Here is an 18,906-nt window from a genome sequence, read left to right on the forward strand (position 1 = left end):
TCCCGCCATGAGCCAGCCCGTCGTCACCCGCTTCTCCGTGTACCCGGTCGCCGGCCGGGACTCGATGCTCCTCAACCTCTCCGGCGCCCACGCCCCGTACTTCACCCGCAACGTCGTCGTCCTGGAGGACTCCGAGGGCCGCACCGGCCTCGGCGAGGTGCCCGGCGGTGAGAAGATCACGCGGACCCTGCGCGACGCCGAACCCCTGGTAGTCGGCGCCCGCGTGGGCGACCACAAGAACGTCCTGCGGGCGATCGGGGCCACGTTCGCCGACCGCGACGCGGGCGGTCGCGGCGCCCAGACCTTCGACCTGCGCACGACGGTGCACGCGGTCACCGCCGTCGAGTCCGCCCTGCTCGACCTGCTCGGACAGCACCTGGAGGTCCCGGTCGCCGCCCTCCTGGGCGACGGCAAACAGCGCGACGCCGTACGGGTGCTCGGCTACCTCTTCTACGTCGGTGACCCGGACCGCACCGACCTGGACTACGTCCGCGCACCCGACGCGGACGTCGACTGGTACCGCGTCCGGCACGAGGAGGCGCTGACCCCCGAGGCGATCGTCCGGCAGGCCGAGGCCACCTACGACCACTACGGCTTCCGCGACTTCAAGCTGAAGGGCGGCGTCCTGGCCGGCGAGGAGGAGGTCAAGGCCGTGACCGCCCTCAAGGAACGCTTCCCCGACGCGCGGATCACCCTCGACCCCAACGGCGCCTGGTCCCTGCGCGAGGCCGTCGAGCTGTGCCGCCCCCTCCTGGGCACCCTCGCCTACGCCGAGGACCCCTGCGGGGCGGAGGGCGGCTACTCCGGCCGGGAGATCCTCGCGGAGTTCCGCCGCGCCACCGGCCTGCCCACGGCCACCAACATGATCGCCACGGACTGGCGCCAGCTGACCCACGCCCTGGCACTCCAGTCGGTGTCGATCCCGCTCGCCGACCCGCACTTCTGGACCATGCAGGGCTCGGTCCGCGTCGCCCAGCTGTGCAACGCGATGGGCCTGACCTGGGGCTGCCACTCCAACAACCACTTCGACATCTCGCTGGCGATGATGGCGCACTGCGGAGCCGCCGCGCCCGGTGAGTACAACGCCCTGGACACGCACTGGATCTGGCAGGAGGGACGGGAACGGCTCACCGTCGAGCCGCCGCGCATCACCGGCGGCGAGGTCGCCGTACCGGACACACCCGGACTGGGAGTCGACCTGGACATGGACCGGCTCCTCGCGGCGCACGAGCTCTACCAGGACAAGGCGCTCTCCGGCCGGGACGACGCCGTGGGCATGCGGTACCTGGTCGAGGGCTGGACCTTCGACGCCAAGCGGCCCTGCCTCGTGCGCTGAACCGCTCCCGGACCCCCGTCAGAGGCCGAAGACGCGGCGGGCGTTGCCGTGCAGGAACAGCTCCCGCGTCTCCTCGTCCAGACCCAGGGTGTCGAGGTGCTCAAGGGCCCGACTCGGCGTGATCATCGGGTAGTTGGAGCCGAAGAGCACCTTGCGGCGTCCCCGTCCGCGCAGGTACTCGACCAGCTCCGGCGGATAGCGGTGGACGGTGTAGGCGCTGGTGTCGATGAAGACGTTCTCGTGCTTGTCGGCGACCGCGATCATCTCCGTCGTCCACGGGTAGCCGATGTGCCCGCACACGATCGTCAGCTCGGGGAAGTCCAGCGCCACCTGGTCGATGTACGGGATGGGCCGCCCGGTCTCCGACGGCCGCAGCGGGCCGGTGTGCCCGACCTGCGTGCAGAACGGCACACCGAGGTCCACGCACGCGGTGTACAGCGGGTAGTACAGCCGGTCGGTGGGCGCCAGTCCCCACAGCCACGGCATCACACGCAGCGCCACGAAGCCCAGCTCCTCGACGGCGCGCCGCAGTTCCCGCACCGCCGCCATCGGGCGGGCGAGGTCGGCGCCCGCCACCCCGCGCAGCCGTCCGCCGGCCTGTTCGACGAAGCCCGCCACCTCGTCGTTGTCGACCAGCGGCCCCTGCGGCCCGTACCAGGCGGACGCGAGACCGACCTCGACGTCCGCGGCCTCCAGCGCCGCCACGGTGACCTCGACCGGCAGCGGCTTCTCCAACCGCTCCATGCCGGTCCAACGGCGCAGCGACTCGAACATCTCGTGGTTGGCGTGGCGCGGGGTCGGGTGCTGCATCCAGGCGTCGACGACGGGCATGGGGCGGCCTCTCTGCGCGGGCACGGGAGCGCGGAGTCCCCGCGCACGACCTCACTTCACCAGTGAAGTGAGCATGGCGCCGCCCCGTCGGGTCTGTCAACATCGGTCCATGTCCGAGCCCGATCAGCGTCTGTACTTCCTGCTCCAGCGCGCGGCACACCAGCTGCGTGTCGCCTCCGACCGGCGCCTGGTGGCTGCCGCCGGGATCACCACGGCCCAGCTCGGCGCGCTGTACGCGGTTCGTGACGAGCCCGGCGTCACTCAGCAGGGACTGGCCCGGGTCCTCGGGCTGCGCGAGTCCGCCGTCACCGGACTGGTCGGCCGGCTCACCGCGGCCGGCCTGATCGCCAAGCGGCCGCACCCGCGTGAACACCGCGCTGTGGTGCTGGAGTTGACCGACGTGGGCACCGCCGCACTGGACGCCGCGCAGCCGGAGGTCGACCGCTTCAACGCCGAGGCGCGGGCGCTGCTCGGGGAGGACGGGTTCGCACAGACCGCGGCGGCGATGCGCGCGCTGGCCCAGTGGGAGTCGCCCGACGCGGGCGGGTGACCGGGTACGGGGGACACGCGGAGGCCGGCTGCGCCGCCGTTATCGTGAGCCCATGAACTCGACGCGAGTCTCCCGGCACGTCGACGCCCCGCGTGCGGCCGTCTACCGAGCCCTGCTGGACGCGGATTCCGTCTCCCGCTGGCGGGTGCCGGACGGCATGACCGCGCGGGTGCACGAGTTCGACGGCCGGGAAGGCGGGGCGTTCCGTGTCTCCCTCGTCTACGACCTGCCCACCGACACCGGCAAGTCGGACGCGCAGACCGACACCTACCACGGGCGCTTCGTGCGGCTGGTCGCGAACGAGCTGGTGGTCGAGGAGGTCGAGTTCGAGAGCGACGACCCCGCCCTGCACGGCACGATGACCATGACGACCACCCTGGCAGACGCCGCGGGCGGCGGCACCGACGTCACGATCGCGCACGAGGGCCTCCCCGACGTCGTGCGCCCCGAGGACAACGAGACCGGCACCCGCATGGCCCTGGCCAACCTCGCCCGGCTCGTGGAGAGCACACCGCCGTCTTCGTTTACGTGATCTTCGCCCGGAGTTCGCCGAGCGTACGAAACCGCTCGCTTCCATGCGGAAGTATGGACACCGAACTGCTGTCAGGGCTGCGCGTCGACTACACCGACCAGGACGACCCCGTACTGATCAGGCCGGACGGCAGCCCGGTGGACACCTGGCGCGAGAACTACCCGTACCAGGAACGCATGGAGCGTCCCGAGTACGAGTGGCACAAGCGGCTCCAGCAGATCGAGCTGCTGAAGCTCCAGAGCTGGATAAAGGATTCCGGCCGCCGGCTCGTCATCGTCTTCGAGGGACGCGACGCGGCCGGCAAGGGCGGCACCATCAAGCGTTTCACCGAGCACCTGAACCCGCGCGGCGCCCGGGTGGTGGCGCTGGAGAAGCCGACCGAGCGGGAACGCGGGCAGTGGTACTTCCAGCGGTACGTCGAGCATCTGCCGACCGCGGGCGAGATCGTGCTGTTCGACCGGTCCTGGTACAACCGGGCCGGCGTGGAGCGCGTGATGGACTTCTGCACCGACGACGAGTACCGGCGCTTCATGCGGCAGGCCCCGGCCTTCGAGCGGATGCTCGTGGACGACGGCGTCGACCTGGTGAAGTTCTGGTTCTCGGTCTCCCAGGGCGAGCAGCGCACCCGCTTCACCATCCGCCAGGTCGACCCCGTACGGCAGTGGAAGCTCAGCCCCATGGACCTGGCCTCGCTGGACCGCTGGGACGACTACACCGCCGCCAAGGTCGCCATGTTCCGTGAGACGGACACAGATCACGCGCCCTGGACGGTGGTGAAGAGCAACGACAAGAAGCGGGCCCGGGTCGAGGCCATGCGCAGCGTGCTCGCCCGCTTCGACTACGACGACAAGGACGAGGAGGTCGTCGGCGCCCCCGACCCCCGCATCATCGGTGCCGCCGCCGGTCTGCTGGAGGCGGGCGAGGACGACACCGGAGACGGGAGCTGACCCCTAGCCGCGGGGGAGCACCGTCACGCGACGGAAGTTGCAGGTCTTCCCCGTCGGCTGCTCGGCGGGGGCGGGCCGCTGCTGATGGGCCTTGAGCGCGGCACTGACCAGGCTCATCAGCAGATCGACGTCCGTGTCGCAGTCGAGGTGCACGGTCACCCAGTCCGAACCCGGGACGAGCCGGATCGCGGTGGAGACCTGAAGGTCGTCGCGCAGCCGCCGGATGGCGGGCACCGTCAGGTGCAGGTCCACGTCCCTCTCGGAGTGGAAGTGCACGATCTCGCTGTGGACGGTGCGCAGTGCCCGCCCGGTGCCGCAACCGGCCGGGCCCGAGCTGAGGTCGGGCCAGGCTTGCAGTTGTTCGATGGCACGTTGGGCCGGTGTCATGGCCCCATAGTCACCCGATCACCGCTTCGCAACCAGAGGTTGAGCGATTCGTAACCGGTGTGTGAGGTGTCTGACAGCCACCCGCCGTCCGCTGTGAGCAGCTCCTATTCCGGCGGTGTCGGGGTGTCGGGGGTGCGGTACATGGCCTGTACGTCCAGCTCCAGCTGGACCGTCGGCCCGACCACCGCGATGCCACGGGCCAGCATGCTGCGCCAGTTCAGGGTGAAGTCCTCCCGGTGCAGCTCGGCCTTCGCCAGTGCCGCGCACCGCAGCTCCTCGCCGTAGCCGCCGTTGACCGAACCCAGGTAGGTGGTGTCCAGATCCACGGAGCGGCTGACGCCGTGCATGGTCAGCGAACCCTGCAGCGTCCACTTGGCGCCGCCCCGGTAGGCGAAGCGGGTGCTGGTGAAGTCGATGTACGGGTAGCGCTCGACGTCCAGGAAGTCGCCCGAACGCAGATGGGCGTCCCGGGTGTTGTTGCCCGTCGTGATGCTGGCCGCGTCGATCCGCACGGACACCCTCGACTCGGCCATGTCCGGCGCCACCCGGATGCCGCCCGTGAACCGCTCGAAGCGGCCGTGGACATGGGCCATGCCGACGTGCTTGGCGATGAACCGGATCGCCGTGTGCGGCGGGTCGAACAGCCAGGTGCCGGGCGTCGGCAGCTCCAGCTGCCGGGCCGACGCGAGCTGGACCCGGACGGCGGGCCGGGCCGGATCGGCGACCACGTCCAGGGGTTCGCGGTGCGGCGACAGACCCTCGGCCGTGATCATGAGGCTGTAGCGGCCCGGGGGCAGGGCCGCGAAGAAGAGGCCGTACGGGTCCGTCGTACCCGACGCCACGACCTGGTGCGAGTCCAGCGCGGTCACGGTCACGTCGGCGCCGCGCATCGGCAGCCCCATCGGATCCACGACCTCGCGGCCCACGACGCCCGCTCCGGGCGGCACGGGCAGGGGAACACCCGGGGCTCCTCGGGAGCGTCGACTCCTGAGCAGACCGAGGGGCATGCTGATCACCTTTTCTTCCGGCGTGGGGGGAACTACGAACGGTGGGGGGTGGGTTCGGGGGAGGGTCAGCCGGCGACCGTGGCCGGCGGTGCGCCCTCGTGGGCGGCCCGCAGCACGGCGAGCACGCCGTCGGCCGTCACCGGCCGGGGGTTGGCGTACGCCTGGTTCGTGACCTGCTCGGCCGCCGTCGCCAGGTCGGCCTCGGTGAGGCCCAGTTCGGCGAGCGAGCGGGGCGCGCCGAGGCGTCCGGCCAGCTCCCGCAGGGCCGCCGGCGCGTCGGCGGCGTCCAGCGCGTGGGCCACGGCGGCTGCCGCCTCCGGGGCCGCCGAGGCGTTGTACGCCAGGGCGTACGGCAGCACCACCGTGTGGGTCTCGGCGTGCGGCAGCCCGAAGGTGCCGCCCAGGACATGGCACAGCTTGTGATGCAGGCCCATGGTGGTCGTGCCCAGACAGGACCCGCACAGCCAGGCCCCGTACAGCGCACGCCCGCGCGCCGCACGCGACGCCGGGTCCGAGGCCACCGCCGGGAGCGCCCCCGCCATCGCCCGTACGCCCTCCTCGGCCATCAGCGCGATCAGCGGCGAGGTGTCCGGCGCGTACAGGGCCTCCACGGCGTGCGCGATCGCGTTGACGCCGCTGGTCACCGAGAGCGGTACGGGCAGCGAGAGGGTGAGCTCGGGGTCGTAGACCACGCTGCGGGGCAGCACCTTCGCATCGCGGCCGGTGCGCTTGGCGCCGTGCTCGGTCAGGCCCCACACCGGGGTCATCTCCGAGCCGGAGTACGTCGACGGCACGGCGATCAGCGGCAGGCCGGTGCGCAGCGCGATCGCCTTGCCCAGCCCGATCGACGAACCGCCGCCCACGGCCACGCACCCGTCAGCGCCGACCGCGCGAGCCGCCTGCACGGCAGCGTCCGCGACCTCGGCGGGCACGTGCATCCGGGCCCGGTCGTGCAGCCCGGCGCACGCCGGACCGAGCGCGTCGGCGACCGCCCGCGCGGTGTTCGCGCCCCGCGTCCCGCACACCACCAGCACCCGCCGCAGCCCGAGCCGTTCCACCTCGCCGGGCGTGGCCGACACGGCCGCGCCGGCGCGGAAGACGACCCGTCCGGGCCGGCTCTCGTAGGAGAAGTCGAGGGCGTTCGTCACGACGGCTCCAGTACGAGGTCGAATCGAGCCTGCCGGAACGGGTTGGCCACGCCGAACTCCCCTGCCGCGGACGGGTCGTCGACGGGGGCGAAGTCGGTGACGAGGCCCGGTTTGACGGCGAACACCGCGTCCGAGTCCAGGTAGTCGCTGCCCGCGACGAAGATGTGCGTGGTCACCGGGGCGTGTCCGGCGGCGGAGGCGATGAAGTGGATGTGCGCGGGCCGGTAGGGGTGCCGCCCGGTGGCCCGCAGCAGCCCGCCGACCGGACCGTCCGTCGGGATCGGATACGGGCTCGGCACGCAGGTACGGAACCAGAACCGGCCCTCGTCGTCCGCGGTGAACAGACCGCGGCCGTTGCCGGGGGGCTGTACGTCCGGCTGCTGCACGTCGTAGAAGCCGTTGCCGTCGGCCTGCCAGACATCGACCACCGCGCCGGGCAGCGGGGTGCCGTCCCGGGACAGCACCTGCCCGCTGACCACGCACGCCTCGCCGCCACCCACCAGGTCGATGTCCGTGCCGAGCTCGCGCACGGGCGAGGCGGTCATGTGGAAGGGGCCCAGGACCGTCGACTCGGTGGTGCCGGGGCCGTGCCGGTCGTTGATCGTCTCCACCAGCATCGACAGGCCGAGCACGTCGGACAGCAGGATGAACTCCTGCCGCGTGTCCGTGCACATCTGCCCGGTCTCCGTCAGGAAGCCGATCGCCCGCTCCCACTCCTCCTGCGTCAGCCCCGTCTCCCGGGCGAAGGCGTGCAGATGCCGCACGAGTCCGGTGAGCAGCTCCCGCAGCCGCGGATCGCCGGTGTCCCGCAGAGCGGCGACGACCTCGTCGGTGACCGTCGGCTCGTCCGCCATGTCCGCTTCCTCTCCGTCTTCCCGTGCACCCGTCCCATCCGTGCCCGAATCCTTCGCACTCATCCCAGCCGCACGCATCCCGGCCGTGCCTCTCAACCGTGCCCGAGGATTCGCCGCAGCGCGTCCGTGAGCAGCGGTTCGGCGTCCGGGGGCGCGTCGGCGTGCCGGAACGCCACATAGCCGTCGGGGCGGACGAGAAGAGCGCCCCCGTCGGAGATCCCGCTCAGGGCGGCCCAGTCGCCGTAGGGGTCCTCGTACTCCTGCCCGGGGCCGACGACGACCGTCGCGATGTCGAGGGGCTGGGCCCCGGCGGCCCGCAGCCATGCCTCGCCGCCTATGCCGGTGAGCAGCGTGAAACGGCCCTTGCCTACGGTGTCGAGGGTGGACAGCGAGCGCGTCCCGGAGGTGATCCAGGCGTGCGGGAGCTTCGCGCCCGGGCGGGAGGTGGGCTGGTGGTGCAGCTCGGGATCGCGGGCGGAACCGGGGTCCGGGGTGCCGTCGGGGACGATCGCGGCGGACGTGTAGCGCTGGTTGAGATCGACGCCGTGCGCGTTGAACTCGTACACCTTGAAGGCGATGGCCTCACGCAGCGCGGCCCGCTGCCTCGCGGCGGCCTCGGTGGCGTCCTTGCGGGCGGCGATGTTGGCCCACAGCTGCTCGGGCGTCTGCGGGGACAGCCCGTCGAGCGCCTCGAAGATCGGCGCGGTCTCGGCGATGGACTTGTTGGCGCGCGTCACGATCTGCCTGCCGACCGGCGCGCGCTCCGCGGTGTAGGTGTCGAGGAGCCGGGGCGAGGCCTCCCCGCCGAGGACGAGCTTCAGTTTCCACGCCAGGTTGTAGGAGTCCTGGACGGACGTGTTGGAGCCGAGCCCGTTGGACGGCGGGTGACGGTGCACGGCGTCCCCGGCGCAGAACACCCGCCCGTCGGAGTACGTCTCGGCGTACATCTCGTTGACCGTCCACGCCGAGGACGACTTGATCGTCACCGGGATCTCGTCGTCGCCGACCAGCTGCCGTACGACGGACAGGGCGTACTCCTCGGTGAGGTCGGGGGCGCCCGCCGTGACGTCGTAGCCCCACACGATCAGCCACTCGTTCCAGGGCCGCACACAGCGCACCAGGCCCGCGCCGATGCCGCCGACCGTGGCGCCGGGCGCGAGCACCCAGTACAGGGTGGAGGGGCGGTGCGCGGTGTACTTGCCGAGGTCCGCGTCGAAGACGATGTTGATGCTGCCCGCGACACCCATCTGACCGCCCATCGGCAGCCCGGCGTCCTCGGCGACCTGGGAACGTCCGCCGTCGGCGCCGATCAGATACCGGGCGCGGATGCTGTACTCGTCGCCGCGCAGCCGGTCCTCGACGGTGACCGTGACGCCCGAGTCGTCCTGGACGAAGGACTTGTAGACCGTGCTGAAGCGGAAGTCGGTGCCGCGGGCGATCGCCGCGTTCACCAGCACCGGCTCCATCAGATGCTGCGGCATGTCGCACATCCGGGTCGGGCTGGCCAGCTCGTGCGCGGCCTGCACGAGCGGATCGTTGCCCCACGAGCGGACGCGGCCGAGCTCCTCGCCGGCCAGGCTCGTGCAGAACGTCGTGTTGCCCATCAGATGCTGGGGCGTCGCCCGCGCGATCACGTCCTGCTCGACGCCCAGATCCCGCAGCACCTCCATGGTGCGCTGGTTGGTGATGTGCGCGCGGGGCGTGTCCGCGAGGCTCGCGTACCGCGTGACGACCATGTTGCGCACGCCGTACGTGCTCAGCGCCAGCGCGGCCGACGCGCCCGCCGGGCCGCTGCCCACGATCAGTACATCGGTCTCGACGGTGTGCACGACAGAACGCTCCAGGAAACGGGAAACGGGAAACGGGAAACGGGAAGCGGGAACACCCCGGCCTTTCAAGATCATGGAGGGGAGCGGCCGTTCGTGGGTGTCTCATTACGAGACAACCCGCCGTCCCCACCCGTGCGACGACCCGGATACGGTGAGGGCGCCATGACCACCGCGGAACAATCCCCTGCCCTCGCCCCGCTGCGCCAGGCCCGCGAACGGTTCCTGACGGGGCGCCCCCTCCCGGACGGCGTACCGGACGACGTCGTGGCCGCCTGGCGGCGCGCCCGCTTCTTCGGCGTACGCCCCGATCTCGACGGCCCCGTACGGGAGTCGGCCCAGCCGGCCGACTCGCCCCTGCTGGAGGCCGCCCGCCCCGCGCTCACCCGGATCGCGCCCGCCCTCGACGCCGGCCGCACGGCGCTCGTGCTCACCGACGAACGGCTCAGGGTGCTCTGGTCGACCGGCAGCGCGCCCGGCGACGACACCTGTGCCGACCTGTCCGAGCGGGAGGTCGGCCACAACAGCGCCGCGCTCGCCCTGCGCACCCGGCGCCGTGCCGAGGTGCACGGTCCCGAGCACTTCCTGGACGTCTGGCAGGACGTCTCCGCGGTCAGCGTGCCGCTGTTCTCCCCGGAGACGGGACAGGTGCTCGGCACGTTGACGGTGGCTCGCGCCCTGTGGGCGGGCTGCCGGCCACATCCGGGCGCCGCCCTCGCCGAGGCGGCCGCCGCCGCGGTGGAGGCCGAACTACGGGCACGCGCGCGTACCGCGGAACGGGCACTGCTCGACGCCTACGAGCGGGCCGCGCGGGGACGGGAGCGGGCGGTGGTCGCACTGGACGGCCGCAACCGCCTGATCAGCGAGGCGGCGGCCGGCCTTGCCTCGCCGCAGGTCCTGGAAGCACTGGAGCGCGGCGCTCGGACCCGGGGGAGGGACACCGGGGAGTCGTACGGCGTCCCGCTGCCCGACGCCGCCGGTGAGTCGCACGGCGTCCCGTTGCCCACGGACGCAGGCGAGTCCTACGACGTCCCGCTCCCCGAGGACGCCGGCTGTACCGCCGAGATCACTCCGGTACGGCACGAGGGCCGCGTCCTCGGCCTGGTCGCCGTGCTCGCCGCGCGTCCCGTGGAGCCGGAGCCGTCGACGCCGGTCCCCGGGGGCGCGCTGGTCGGAGGCTCGGTGGCCTGGCGGCACGCGGTCGCGCGGGCGACGGAACTGTTCCGCACGCCGGGACCCGTGCTGGTGACTGGCGAGCGGGGGACGGGCAAGACGGCCCTCGCCCTCGAACTCCTCGACGGCACGGACCCGCTGGTCGTGGACGCCGCCGAGTCACCCGAACTCGGCCTCAAGGACGGCGAGTGGGAGGTCCCCTCGGCCGGGCATCGCGGGAAGGCCGGCGCCCGCCCCCTCCTCCTGCGCCACGCCGAACGCCTCTCCCAGCCGGACGTCGCCGCCCTCAACTCCCTCCTGGAGGAGCGCCCGGATGCCCGCCTGATCGCCACCCACACTCCCGGAACCTCGCCGGGCCCCTGCCTCCAGCGCCTCCTGGACACCCTCGCGGCCCGCTCGGTGACCCTGCCCGCGCTGCGCGAACGCCCCGAGGACATCAGGGAGTTGCTGCCCGTCCTCACGCCCGGGCCCGCCCCGGGCAGCCCACCGCTCACCTGGACGCTGGACGCACTGCGCGCGCTGGAGCAGCATCCATGGCCCGGAAACGTCACCGAACTCGCCCATCTGGTGCGGGCGTTGGCGGGCCGGCGCCGGGTCTTCGGGCCGGTGCGGCGCGGCGAACTGCCCGATCCCGTGCGTGAAGGGCCCGCGGGACGCACCCTCAGCCCGATGGAGCTGGCCGAACGGTCCGCGATCCTGGAGGCACTGCGCCGCCACGGCGGCAACAAGGCACGCGCCGCGACAGCGCTGGGAATCGGCCGCGCGACCCTCTACCGGAAGCTGCGCGAGTACCAGGGCCGGGACGCCCCGGACGGTCCGAGGCCCTGAGCGTCCCTGACCTGTGGGGTGTTCAGCGGGCTCCGGTCCAGTTGTGCGCGACGTCGATGACGACGCGACCGGACGCCACCCACACGCGGAACGGCAGCCGCGCGCGGACGCCGAGCCCGATCTGCGTGTCCCCTTCGAAGCTGCCCACGAACCGGGCGTCCCGGAACGTGCGGTACCCCGTGAGGTTCACGCCCGTCAGACGCTGACCGGCCTTCGCGGGATAGGTGGGCTTCCCGGTGTCGGGGTCGTACGCGGGCGCCGTCACGCGCACCTCGAGGACGGCGCCGCCGCCGACGGTGATCTGCCGGCCCGAGCCGTCCTGGTAGAGACGGCTGACGTACCGGACGGAATAGCCGAGTTCACTGCTGCCCGCGCCGGGTACGTCGACGACCATGCGGTCGAAGCAGGCATGCCGGCCGGTCCTGACGTTCGTCAGCGGCTCCAGCGTGCCCGCCGAGCGGGTCTCGGCCTGGCTGCCCCAGCCGGTCGGGCAGGCCGTGGCCTGCGTGGTGGTGGTGCCGGCGGTGGCTTGGGCCGGGACCGCTGCCACGCCCAGCGTGGCGACCATGAGTGCTGCCGTCGCCCAAGCGGTTCTGTTTCGTACCATTGCGTCCCCCGAGAGGTGATGTGCCTGATATTAGGGGAGACAACCGTCTTGGCCCAATGGTTGCACGGTTACGGAGCCCGGTCGTCCGGACTTTTCCGCGATCGACGGCTCGCTCGGGAACCGGTGCCGGACCTGGGACGTTCTACGAGGGACGGCCGCGATCAGCGGGCGCGGAGGATCTGTGCGGAAACCTGTCAGGGGGCAATGTGACGCGGTTACTGGTCGTAGGGGGCGGAATCGCCGGCACCGGGGCGGCACTCGCCCTGCACAAGGCCGGACACGACGTCGCCGTGTACGAGGCGCACCCGGACTCCGCTGAGGACATCGGCGCCTTCCTCACCCTCGCCGGCAACGGCATGCGCGCGCTGGCGGAGGTGAACGCCTCGGCGGCGGTCACCTCGATCGGCTTCCCGCTGACCTCGATGCGCGTCCTCGACGACACGGGCGCCGAGGTCGCCCAAGTGCCCCTCGGCGAAGCCGGAACACCGCATCTGCGGTACCGGTGCGTGCGGCGAGGTGACCTCAACGCCGCCTTGCAGGCCGAGGTGACCGGCCGCGGGATCGGCATCCGGCACGACATGCGCCTGGTCTCGGTCGACGACGGCCCCGACGGCGTCACGGCCCACTTCGCCGACGGCACCACGGTGACCGGCGACCTCCTCATCGGCGCCGACGGCCTCAACTCCACCGTCCGCGGACTCACCGCCCCGGACCGGCGGCCGGTCTACTCCGGGCAGCAGGTCTTCTACGGCTACACCCGCCAAGCGCCCCCGGCAGCCCGGCCCGAGACCATCACCATGGTGCGCGGCAGCGCCGTCGCCTTCGGGTACGCGGTCTCGCCCGAGGGGGAGACGTACTGGTTCGCACGCGTCGCCGGCGAACCCCTGGCCGCGGACGACATCGAGCACGCCACCCCGGCACACCTGCGCGACCTGCTGCTGCCCCTGCTCGGCAAGGACACCACCCCGGCCGCGGACCTCGTCGCCGCCACCTCCGACGACCTCATGGTCACCAACGCCACCGAACTGCCCACCGGCACACCCTGGCGCTCAGGCCGGACCCTGCTCATCGGTGACGCGGCGCACGCGGCGTCCCCGGCCACCGGGCAGGGCGCGTCGATGGCGCTGGAGGACGCCGTCGTCCTCGCCAAGTCCCTGCGGGACACACCGGACACGGACGCCGCGATGTTCCTCTACGAGACCCTGCGCCGCCCCCGGGTGGAACACAACGTCACCGTCAGCGGCAACATCTCCCGAGGCACCCACAACCCGTCCGAGCGCCGCCCCGGAGGCGGCGCCCCGACCCGGCCCGGTGACGACGAGCTCGCGGCGCACCTGGCATGGGACACCGAGCTGCGGCTGCCCGCGACCTAAGTCGATGCAGTGGCCAACCGGCGCAACCCCGCAGCGCACAGGCCCCTCATAGAGGTCGAACCACCCCGGGTTCGCCGAGAGGAGCACCTGTTGGCCCGTCAGTTGTCCCGTCGACAGTTCGTGGTCTATTCGCTCGCGGCGACCACCCTGACCGTCGCGGCACCGCTCGGCTGCGACGGCTCCACCGCCGAGGGCGCCGAGAAACCCGCCGACGGCGCGGACGGCGCACGCCGCTCGTCCGACGTCCTGGTCACCGGAACCGACGAGGAAATGCTGGTCCTGGAGGTCACCCAGGCCAACAAGGTCGTCGTACGGCTGCCTCGCGTCGAGGTCGGCCAGGGCGTCACCACCGCCGTCGCCATGATGATCGCCGAGGAGCTCGACGCCCGGCTCGCCGACGTCGAGATCCCGCTCGCGGAGGCCCGCAGCAAGGGCAACCAGTACACCGGCGGCTCCAGTTCGGTCAGTTCGCTGTACGGTCCGGCCCGGCAACTCGCCGCCATGGCCCGCGCCAAGCTGGTGACCGCGGCCTCCCGACGCTGGCACGTCCCCGCGCGGACCCTGCGCACCCGCGGCACCCGGGTCATCGCACCGGACGGCCGCATGGCCACCTTCGGATCGCTGACCAGGAGCGCCGCCCCGATCACCAGACCCACCGTGCCGGCCACGCCCAAACCGGCGTCCCAGCACCGGCTGATCGGCCGGCCGACGAACCGCATCGACGCCCGCGACATCGTCACCGGGAAGGCCGAGTACACCGGCGACCTCGCGGTGGCCGGAGCGAAGCCGACGGTAGTGGCCCGGCCGCCGACGCTCGGCGGGAAGATCGTCTCGGTCGACTCCACGACCGCCCGCGCCATGCCCGGCGTCCACGCGGTCGTCCGGTTCGGCGGCGGTGTCGCCGTGGTCGCGGAGACCTTCCACCACGCCTTGCAGGCCCGCGACGCGCTGCGCGTCAAGTGGGCGCCGGGACCGCTGGCCGGCGTCTCCGACAGCCAGATCCGCTCCCGGCTGCGCACCGCCGTCCCGAAGCTGGGGAACCCGCCGAGCGGATCGGCGCAGACCGAGGCCGAGTTCGAGTTCGCCTTCGTCAGCCACGCGCCGATGGAGGTCCTCACGGCCGTGGCGGACGTACGGCCGCAGCGGGCCGAGATCTGGTTCTCCTCCCAGACGCCCATGTCCGCGCGGGAGGACATCGCCTCCACGATCGGCGTGCCCGCGTCGAAGGTGCGGATCCATGTGATGCGCGGCGGCGGCTCGTTCGGGCGCCGGCTCAACCACGACGCCGCGATGGAGGCGGCCGTCATCTCCAAGAAGGCGCGCCTCCCGGTGAAGCTGATGTGGAGCCGGACCGACGACATCCGGCACGGCCGGATGCGCCCGGCCTCCCACCACCGCGTCCGCGCCAGCCATGCCCAGGGCCGCGTGGTGGCCTTCGCCCACGCGACGGCCTCGGTCAGCGAGTCCTTCGACGCCCGGGGCCTGTCCGCCCAGGGCGGTGCCCGCTCCGCCGTGCGCGCCCCCGCGGCGGCACCGCTCCCCAGCGAGAGCGGCCTCTACAACTTCGGCCGCCTCTCGGGCGATTCGGGCTCCGTCGAGCTGGCGGTGCCCCTGGGCGCCTGGCGCTCGGTGGACTCCGGCACCGTCCGCACCGCCGAGGAGATCGTCGTCGACGAGGTCGCCCGCGCCCTCGGAAAGGACCCGGTCGCCTTCCGCCGTACGACACTGCGGAGCAAGGCGGTCAAGGCCGTACTGGACAAGGTCGCGACCGCCGGGAAATGGGGCCGGAACCTGCCCCGAGGTCATGGCCAAGGGGTCGCCGTGCACGAGGAGTACGGCTCCTGCGTGGCCTGCCTGGTCGAGATCGACGCCGTCGACCCGAAGAACCCGAGGGTGACCAAGGTGGTGATGGCGGCCGACGTCGGAACCGCCGTCAACCCGCGCGGACTCGAGGCCCAGCTCATGGGAACCGCCGTCGACGGCATCTCCACCGTGCTGCGGGCCGGGCTGCACATCGACAAGGGCGCCGTCCGCGAGAGCAGCTTCGCCGACTTCCACTACGCCCGCCAGCGGCACGCCCCGCTGCACTTCGAGGCGCACATCCTGCCCTCCCGGCGCGAGCCCGGCGGCGCCGGTGAACTAGGCGTCCCCGCCGCGGCCGGAGCCGTCGCCAACGCCTACGCGCGGGCGACCGGCACCAAGCCGCGCCGCTTCCCCCTGAATTTCTGAGCCACCCGAAGAGAAGGTCCCCATGCCCTCCTACTCCTTCACCCTCAACGGGAAGCGGGTCACCGTCGAGGCACCCGCAGACATGCCCCTGCTGTGGGTGCTGCGCGACCTGCTGAGCGTCACCGGCCCCAAGTACGGCTGCGGCGTCGGCGCCTGCCGTGCCTGCACCAGCCACCTCGACGGCGACGAGATCCAGCCCTGCGTCGTCAAGGTCGCCGACTGTGCCGACCGCGAGGTCACCACCATCGAGGGCCTCGCCGACGGCGACCGGCTGCACCCCGTGCAGCAGGCCTGGCTCGACTGCGACGTCGCCCAGTGCGGCTTCTGCCAGCCGGGTCAGATCATGGCCGCTGCCGCCCTGCTGAAGAAGACGCCCAAGCCGACCGACGCCGACATCGACAGGATCGAGAACGTCTGCCGGTGCGGCACCTACTCCCGGATCCGCGAGGCGATCGAGAAGGCCGCCGCCAACGGCTGACCCCGCCGAGTCCCCGGGCCGCCGTACGCTGGGGCCCGTGCACAGCAGCTCCGAAGGCCCGGGTGCCATGGCGGCGCGGCTCACCGGGAGCGCGGTGACCGGGGAACGCCGTCTGTCCGCGTCGCTCGCCGAAGTCACCCTCGACGACGGCCGGGTGGTCATGGTCAAGCGGGGCGACGGCGACCGGGCCGCGCGGGCCGAGGCGGCCGGGCTGCGCTGGCTGGCCGAGGCCGGCACCGTGCATGTCCCCGCGGTGCACGGCCAGGACGCCGGGTGGCTGGTCACGGACCGGGTGGCGACCGGCCGGCCCGATGCCGGGTCGGCCCAGGGGTTCGGCCGTGAACTGGCGGCCCTGCACGCCTGTGGGGCACCCGAGTTCGGCGCCCCACCGCCGGGCGGCCCCGAGGACGCGTACATCGGTCTCGCCCCGATGCGCAACGTCACCGGCCCCGACTGGCCCCGCTGGTACGCCGAGCACCGGGTGCTGCCGTATCTGCGCTGCGCGGTCGACGACGGCACGATCCGCGGTGCCGAGGCGCCCGTCATCGAGCGGGTCTGCGAACGGCTCCCCGAACTGGCCGGCCCCGCCGAGCCGCCCGCGCGCCTGCACGGCGACCTCTGGAACGGCAACGTCCTATGGGGCACCGACGGCCACGCCTGGCTCATCGACCCGGCCGCGCACGGCGGGCACCGCGAGACCGACCTGGCCATGCTCCACCTCTTCGGCTGCCCCCACCTCGACCGGATCCTCGACGGCTACCAGGACGCCGCGCCCCTCGCCGCCGGCTGGGCCGACCGCATCGCCCTGCACCAGCTGTTCCCGCTCCTGGTGCACGCCGTGCTCTTCGGCCGCGGCTACGCCGAACAAGCCCTCGCGGCAGCCGGATCGGTCCTGAGGAACTGACCGAGCAGGGAGTCGAGAAGGCGAGTCACTCGGCGCCGCGCACGGGGCGGCCGGTGAACGCGTCCAGCAGGATCCGGTCGCCGAGGGGCCGGTCCAGTTCGACCGTCACCTTCTTGGCCAGCAGCTGCGCCGTGCAGATTCCGTCCTTCGTTCCGACCATGTAGCCGGACAGCACCACGCTGTCGTCCGTCTCCAGCACGTCCACGGCCGGTCCGTCGTCGCATGCCCCGTGGTGGGCCCGCACGGTGACGGACCGGCCGTCTGCGCTCACCGCGACCACCCGGTTCAGCTCCCACAGCTCGTTCGTGGGGGAGTCGACCGCGCTGATGGGCGACTTGGGCGGCTTGGACGGGCCGAGCGCGACGCGCTTGAGCGGTGTGTCGTAGCCCTCGATCGTGAACAGCCAGGCCGGGACGGTGGCCGGGCCGCGACTGGTCGCCACTGTCGTCTCGCCCAGCTTCGCCCCGGTCACCGTGAGACGCGGACCGGGACCGTCGCCGCCGCCCAACTTGTCGTACGCCGCGTGCGCGTCCATGAGGGGGAGGGTCAGGGAGTCGCCGTCCCGCCAGGTCACCTTCGCCTCCTTCCGGGAGGTTTCTGGAAGGTCGCCGCGCAGGGCGAAGTTCTGGCTGAGGTACGCCTCCTTGTCGGCGCCGCTGTGGAAGGCCCCGTCGGGCAGTTGCACCGGGTCGCCCAGCGGGTAGTAGCCCGCTCGCCAGGTCTCGGCGGCCGACGAACCGTCCCAGGCCCTCGCCACCTCGAGCGCGCGGGGCCTGGTGTGCGCCGACTTGGACGCGCCGGAGCCCGTCGGCTCGGACGCGCCCGAGCCCTTCGAGTCGTCACCGCACCCGGTGACTAGCAGACCGAGGGCGGCGAGGGACAGGACGGTGCGGAAAGCGGTCGTACGCATGGAAACCCCCGAGTGGACGGCGACGGGCCGGTCGGGGCGGTGTCGGCGCGCCGCCCGGCACTGAGACGCACGAAGCGCGCGCCGCGTTCGGTCAGACCAGGGACTGCGTGCCGAGCACGGACAGCAGCGCGAGGCGCTCGGCGTCCTCGGTGCCGGGTGCGGCCGTGTAGACCATCAGCCGTAGATCGCTGCCCGCCACGGCGAGGATGTCGCAGTCGAGGGTCAGAGGTCCGACCTCCGGATGTTCGATGATCTTGTGGCCGGTCTCGTGACGACCGACGGTGCCCGTGTCCCACAGCTCCGAGAAGCGCGGGCTGTTCGCACGCAACTCCGCTATCAGCCGCCGCAGTTGAGGGTCCGACGGGTAGCGGCTCGCGGTCGTGCGCAGGTCGGCGACGAGGCTGGCCTCGAACGCGGCCCTCTCCTGCGGGGTCTGCCGGGCCCGGCCGCGGGGGCCGAGGAAGGCCCGCCACACGCCGTTGCGTTCGAAGCCGCGCCAACCGGACGGGTCGCCCATGAGCGCGGCGTAATGGGGATTGGCCAGCAGCAGCGTCCAGGCCGCGTCGTAGACCCCGACGGGAGTGCCGTGCAGCCGGTCCAGCAGGCGCTGCACGCTCGGCGTGATGTGGGCGGGGACCGCGTCCGGGCCGGGCGGCGCCAGACCGGCCAGCCGGAACAGGTGCGCGCGCTCGTCCGCCGACAGCCGCAGCGCCCGGGCCAGGGCCTCCACGATCTGCCCGGACGGACTGCTCGCCCGGCCCTGTTCGAGACGCGTGACGTAGTCGACCGAGATCCCGGCCAGCAGCGCCAGCTCCTCCCGGCGCAGCCCCGCCGCACGCCGGTGCCCACCCGAGGGGAGACCCGCCGACCCGGGCGGGACCCGGTCGCGCCAGCGGCGCAGGGCCTGTCCGAGTTCCGTCGCCGTCATGCTCCCCAGTGAACACCGTCGGGCAGACGCGTGCCTGGTACCGGCAGTCCCAGGAAGA

Annotated in this window: 18 protein-coding genes; 9 read left to right on the top strand and 9 right to left on the bottom strand. The window is 72.6% G+C overall.

What is annotated here, in order from left to right:
- Nucleotides 1–7: 7 nt before the first annotated feature.
- Nucleotides 8–1,336, top strand: coding sequence for an enolase C-terminal domain-like protein (locus PGH47_RS38265; RefSeq protein ID WP_271667257.1), 1,329 nt, complete (start codon nt 8–10; stop codon nt 1,334–1,336).
- Nucleotides 1,337–1,354: 18 nt separating this feature from the next.
- On the opposite strand, the gene PGH47_RS38270 is transcribed toward PGH47_RS38265, so the two are convergent.
- The gene (locus PGH47_RS38270; protein ID WP_271667258.1) at nt 1,355–2,167 is read right to left on the bottom strand and encodes an amidohydrolase family protein; all 813 of its coding nucleotides are present in this window, start codon (nt 2,165–2,167) and stop codon (nt 1,355–1,357) included.
- Nucleotides 2,168–2,276: 109 nt separating this feature from the next.
- On the opposite strand from PGH47_RS38270, the gene PGH47_RS38275 reads away from it, so the two are divergent.
- The 3 genes from PGH47_RS38275 to ppk2 are packed head-to-tail and all read left to right on the top strand — an operon-like array spanning nt 2,277 to nt 4,196.
- Nucleotides 2,277–2,717: a MarR family winged helix-turn-helix transcriptional regulator gene (locus tag PGH47_RS38275; protein WP_271667259.1), complete on the top strand. Its 441-nt coding sequence runs from the start codon at nt 2,277–2,279 to the stop codon at nt 2,715–2,717.
- Nucleotides 2,718–2,769: 52 nt separating this feature from the next.
- Nucleotides 2,770–3,249 carry an SRPBCC domain-containing protein gene (locus PGH47_RS38280; RefSeq protein WP_271667260.1) on the top strand — a complete coding sequence of 160 codons (480 nt, stop codon included), beginning with the start codon at nt 2,770–2,772 and terminating at the stop codon, nt 3,247–3,249.
- Between the two features lie 53 nt (nt 3,250–3,302).
- Nucleotides 3,303–4,196, top strand: a complete 894-nt coding sequence (gene ppk2, locus PGH47_RS38285; RefSeq protein ID WP_271667261.1) for a polyphosphate kinase 2 — start codon at nt 3,303–3,305, stop codon at nt 4,194–4,196.
- Nucleotides 4,197–4,199: 3 nt separating this feature from the next.
- Here the strand turns inward: ppk2 and PGH47_RS38290 are convergent, their stop codons facing one another.
- The 5 genes from PGH47_RS38290 to PGH47_RS38310 form a co-directional block, all read right to left on the bottom strand.
- Entirely contained in the window at nt 4,200–4,583 is a 384-nt protein-coding gene (locus PGH47_RS38290) for a luciferase domain-containing protein (RefSeq protein WP_271667262.1), read from the bottom strand.
- Between the two features lie 104 nt (nt 4,584–4,687).
- A complete protein-coding gene (locus PGH47_RS38295; RefSeq protein ID WP_271667263.1) occupies nt 4,688–5,590 on the bottom strand; it encodes a YceI family protein in 903 nt (300 codons plus the stop codon).
- Nucleotides 5,591–5,655: 65 nt separating this feature from the next.
- On the bottom strand, nt 5,656–6,738 hold the full coding sequence (locus PGH47_RS38300; RefSeq protein ID WP_271667264.1) for a maleylacetate reductase: 1,083 nt from the start codon (nt 6,736–6,738) through the stop codon (nt 5,656–5,658).
- The gene (locus PGH47_RS38305) at nt 6,735–7,592 is read right to left on the bottom strand and encodes an intradiol ring-cleavage dioxygenase (RefSeq protein ID WP_271667265.1); all 858 of its coding nucleotides are present in this window, start codon (nt 7,590–7,592) and stop codon (nt 6,735–6,737) included. Before PGH47_RS38305 ends, PGH47_RS38300 begins: the two co-directional genes overlap by 4 nt.
- Nucleotides 7,593–7,684: 92 nt before the next feature.
- A complete protein-coding gene (locus PGH47_RS38310) occupies nt 7,685–9,421 on the bottom strand; it encodes an FAD-dependent oxidoreductase (protein ID WP_271667266.1) in 1,737 nt (578 codons plus the stop codon).
- A gap of 162 nt (nt 9,422–9,583) precedes the next feature.
- On the opposite strand from PGH47_RS38310, the gene PGH47_RS38315 reads away from it, so the two are divergent.
- Nucleotides 9,584–11,419 (top strand): sigma-54-dependent Fis family transcriptional regulator, encoded by a 1,836-nt coding sequence (locus PGH47_RS38315; protein ID WP_271667267.1) that lies wholly within the window; start codon nt 9,584–9,586, stop codon nt 11,417–11,419.
- Between the two features lie 22 nt (nt 11,420–11,441).
- On the opposite strand, the gene PGH47_RS38320 is transcribed toward PGH47_RS38315, so the two are convergent.
- Nucleotides 11,442–12,026: an AMIN-like domain-containing (lipo)protein gene (locus PGH47_RS38320; protein WP_443048598.1), complete on the bottom strand. Its 585-nt coding sequence runs from the start codon at nt 12,024–12,026 to the stop codon at nt 11,442–11,444.
- A gap of 206 nt (nt 12,027–12,232) precedes the next feature.
- Here PGH47_RS38320 and PGH47_RS38325 point away from each other — a divergent pair, with 206 nt between their 5' ends.
- The 4 genes from PGH47_RS38325 (at nt 12,233) to PGH47_RS38340 (ending at nt 17,010) form a co-directional block, all read left to right on the top strand.
- Nucleotides 12,233–13,399, top strand: a complete 1,167-nt coding sequence (locus PGH47_RS38325; protein ID WP_271667269.1) for an FAD-dependent oxidoreductase — start codon at nt 12,233–12,235, stop codon at nt 13,397–13,399.
- Between the two features lie 120 nt (nt 13,400–13,519).
- A complete protein-coding gene (locus PGH47_RS38330) occupies nt 13,520–15,628 on the top strand; it encodes a xanthine dehydrogenase family protein molybdopterin-binding subunit (protein WP_271668253.1) in 2,109 nt (702 codons plus the stop codon).
- A 22-nt stretch (nt 15,629–15,650) separates the two neighbouring features.
- On the top strand, nt 15,651–16,106 hold the full coding sequence (locus PGH47_RS38335; RefSeq protein ID WP_271667270.1) for a (2Fe-2S)-binding protein: 456 nt from the start codon (nt 15,651–15,653) through the stop codon (nt 16,104–16,106).
- Between the two features lie 67 nt (nt 16,107–16,173).
- The gene (locus PGH47_RS38340; protein ID WP_271668254.1) at nt 16,174–17,010 is read left to right on the top strand and encodes a fructosamine kinase family protein; all 837 of its coding nucleotides are present in this window, start codon (nt 16,174–16,176) and stop codon (nt 17,008–17,010) included.
- A 25-nt stretch (nt 17,011–17,035) separates the two neighbouring features.
- Here PGH47_RS38340 and PGH47_RS38345 read toward each other — a convergent pair whose 3' ends face one another.
- Both PGH47_RS38345 and PGH47_RS38350 read right to left on the bottom strand, forming a co-directional pair.
- Nucleotides 17,036–17,920, bottom strand: a complete 885-nt coding sequence (locus PGH47_RS38345) for a hypothetical protein (RefSeq protein ID WP_271667271.1) — start codon at nt 17,918–17,920, stop codon at nt 17,036–17,038.
- 91 nt (nt 17,921–18,011) lie between these two features.
- Nucleotides 18,012–18,848, bottom strand: a complete 837-nt coding sequence (locus PGH47_RS38350) for a helix-turn-helix transcriptional regulator (protein ID WP_271667272.1) — start codon at nt 18,846–18,848, stop codon at nt 18,012–18,014.
- Nucleotides 18,849–18,906: the final 58 nt, after the last annotated feature.

The sequence above is a fragment of the Streptomyces sp. HUAS 31 genome, from assembly GCF_028198125.1.
Taxonomy (GTDB): domain Bacteria; phylum Actinomycetota; class Actinomycetes; order Streptomycetales; family Streptomycetaceae; genus Streptomyces; species Streptomyces chartreusis.

Bases quoted from the DNA above. Each gene is read 5' to 3' on its own strand.
- PGH47_RS38265 (WP_271667257.1), top strand. From the start codon at position 8: ATGAGCCAGCCCGTCGTCACCCGCTTCTCCGTGTACCCGGTCGCCGGC.
- PGH47_RS38270 (WP_271667258.1), bottom strand. From the start codon at position 2,167: ATGCCCGTCGTCGACGCCTGGATGCAGCACCCGACCCCGCGCCACGCC.
- PGH47_RS38275 (WP_271667259.1), top strand. From the start codon at position 2,277: ATGTCCGAGCCCGATCAGCGTCTGTACTTCCTGCTCCAGCGCGCGGCA.
- PGH47_RS38280 (WP_271667260.1), top strand. From the start codon at position 2,770: ATGAACTCGACGCGAGTCTCCCGGCACGTCGACGCCCCGCGTGCGGCC.
- ppk2 (WP_271667261.1), top strand. From the start codon at position 3,303: ATGGACACCGAACTGCTGTCAGGGCTGCGCGTCGACTACACCGACCAG.
- PGH47_RS38290 (WP_271667262.1), bottom strand. From the start codon at position 4,583: ATGACACCGGCCCAACGTGCCATCGAACAACTGCAAGCCTGGCCCGAC.
- PGH47_RS38295 (WP_271667263.1), bottom strand. From the start codon at position 5,590: ATGCCCCTCGGTCTGCTCAGGAGTCGACGCTCCCGAGGAGCCCCGGGT.
- PGH47_RS38305 (WP_271667265.1), bottom strand. From the start codon at position 7,592: ATGGCGGACGAGCCGACGGTCACCGACGAGGTCGTCGCCGCTCTGCGG.
- PGH47_RS38315 (WP_271667267.1), top strand. From the start codon at position 9,584: ATGACCACCGCGGAACAATCCCCTGCCCTCGCCCCGCTGCGCCAGGCC.
- PGH47_RS38320 (WP_443048598.1), bottom strand. From the start codon at position 12,026: ATGGTACGAAACAGAACCGCTTGGGCGACGGCAGCACTCATGGTCGCC.
- PGH47_RS38335 (WP_271667270.1), top strand. From the start codon at position 15,651: ATGCCCTCCTACTCCTTCACCCTCAACGGGAAGCGGGTCACCGTCGAG.
- PGH47_RS38340 (WP_271668254.1), top strand. From the start codon at position 16,174: ATGGCGGCGCGGCTCACCGGGAGCGCGGTGACCGGGGAACGCCGTCTG.
- PGH47_RS38345 (WP_271667271.1), bottom strand. From the start codon at position 17,920: ATGCGTACGACCGCTTTCCGCACCGTCCTGTCCCTCGCCGCCCTCGGT.
- PGH47_RS38350 (WP_271667272.1), bottom strand. From the start codon at position 18,848: ATGACGGCGACGGAACTCGGACAGGCCCTGCGCCGCTGGCGCGACCGG.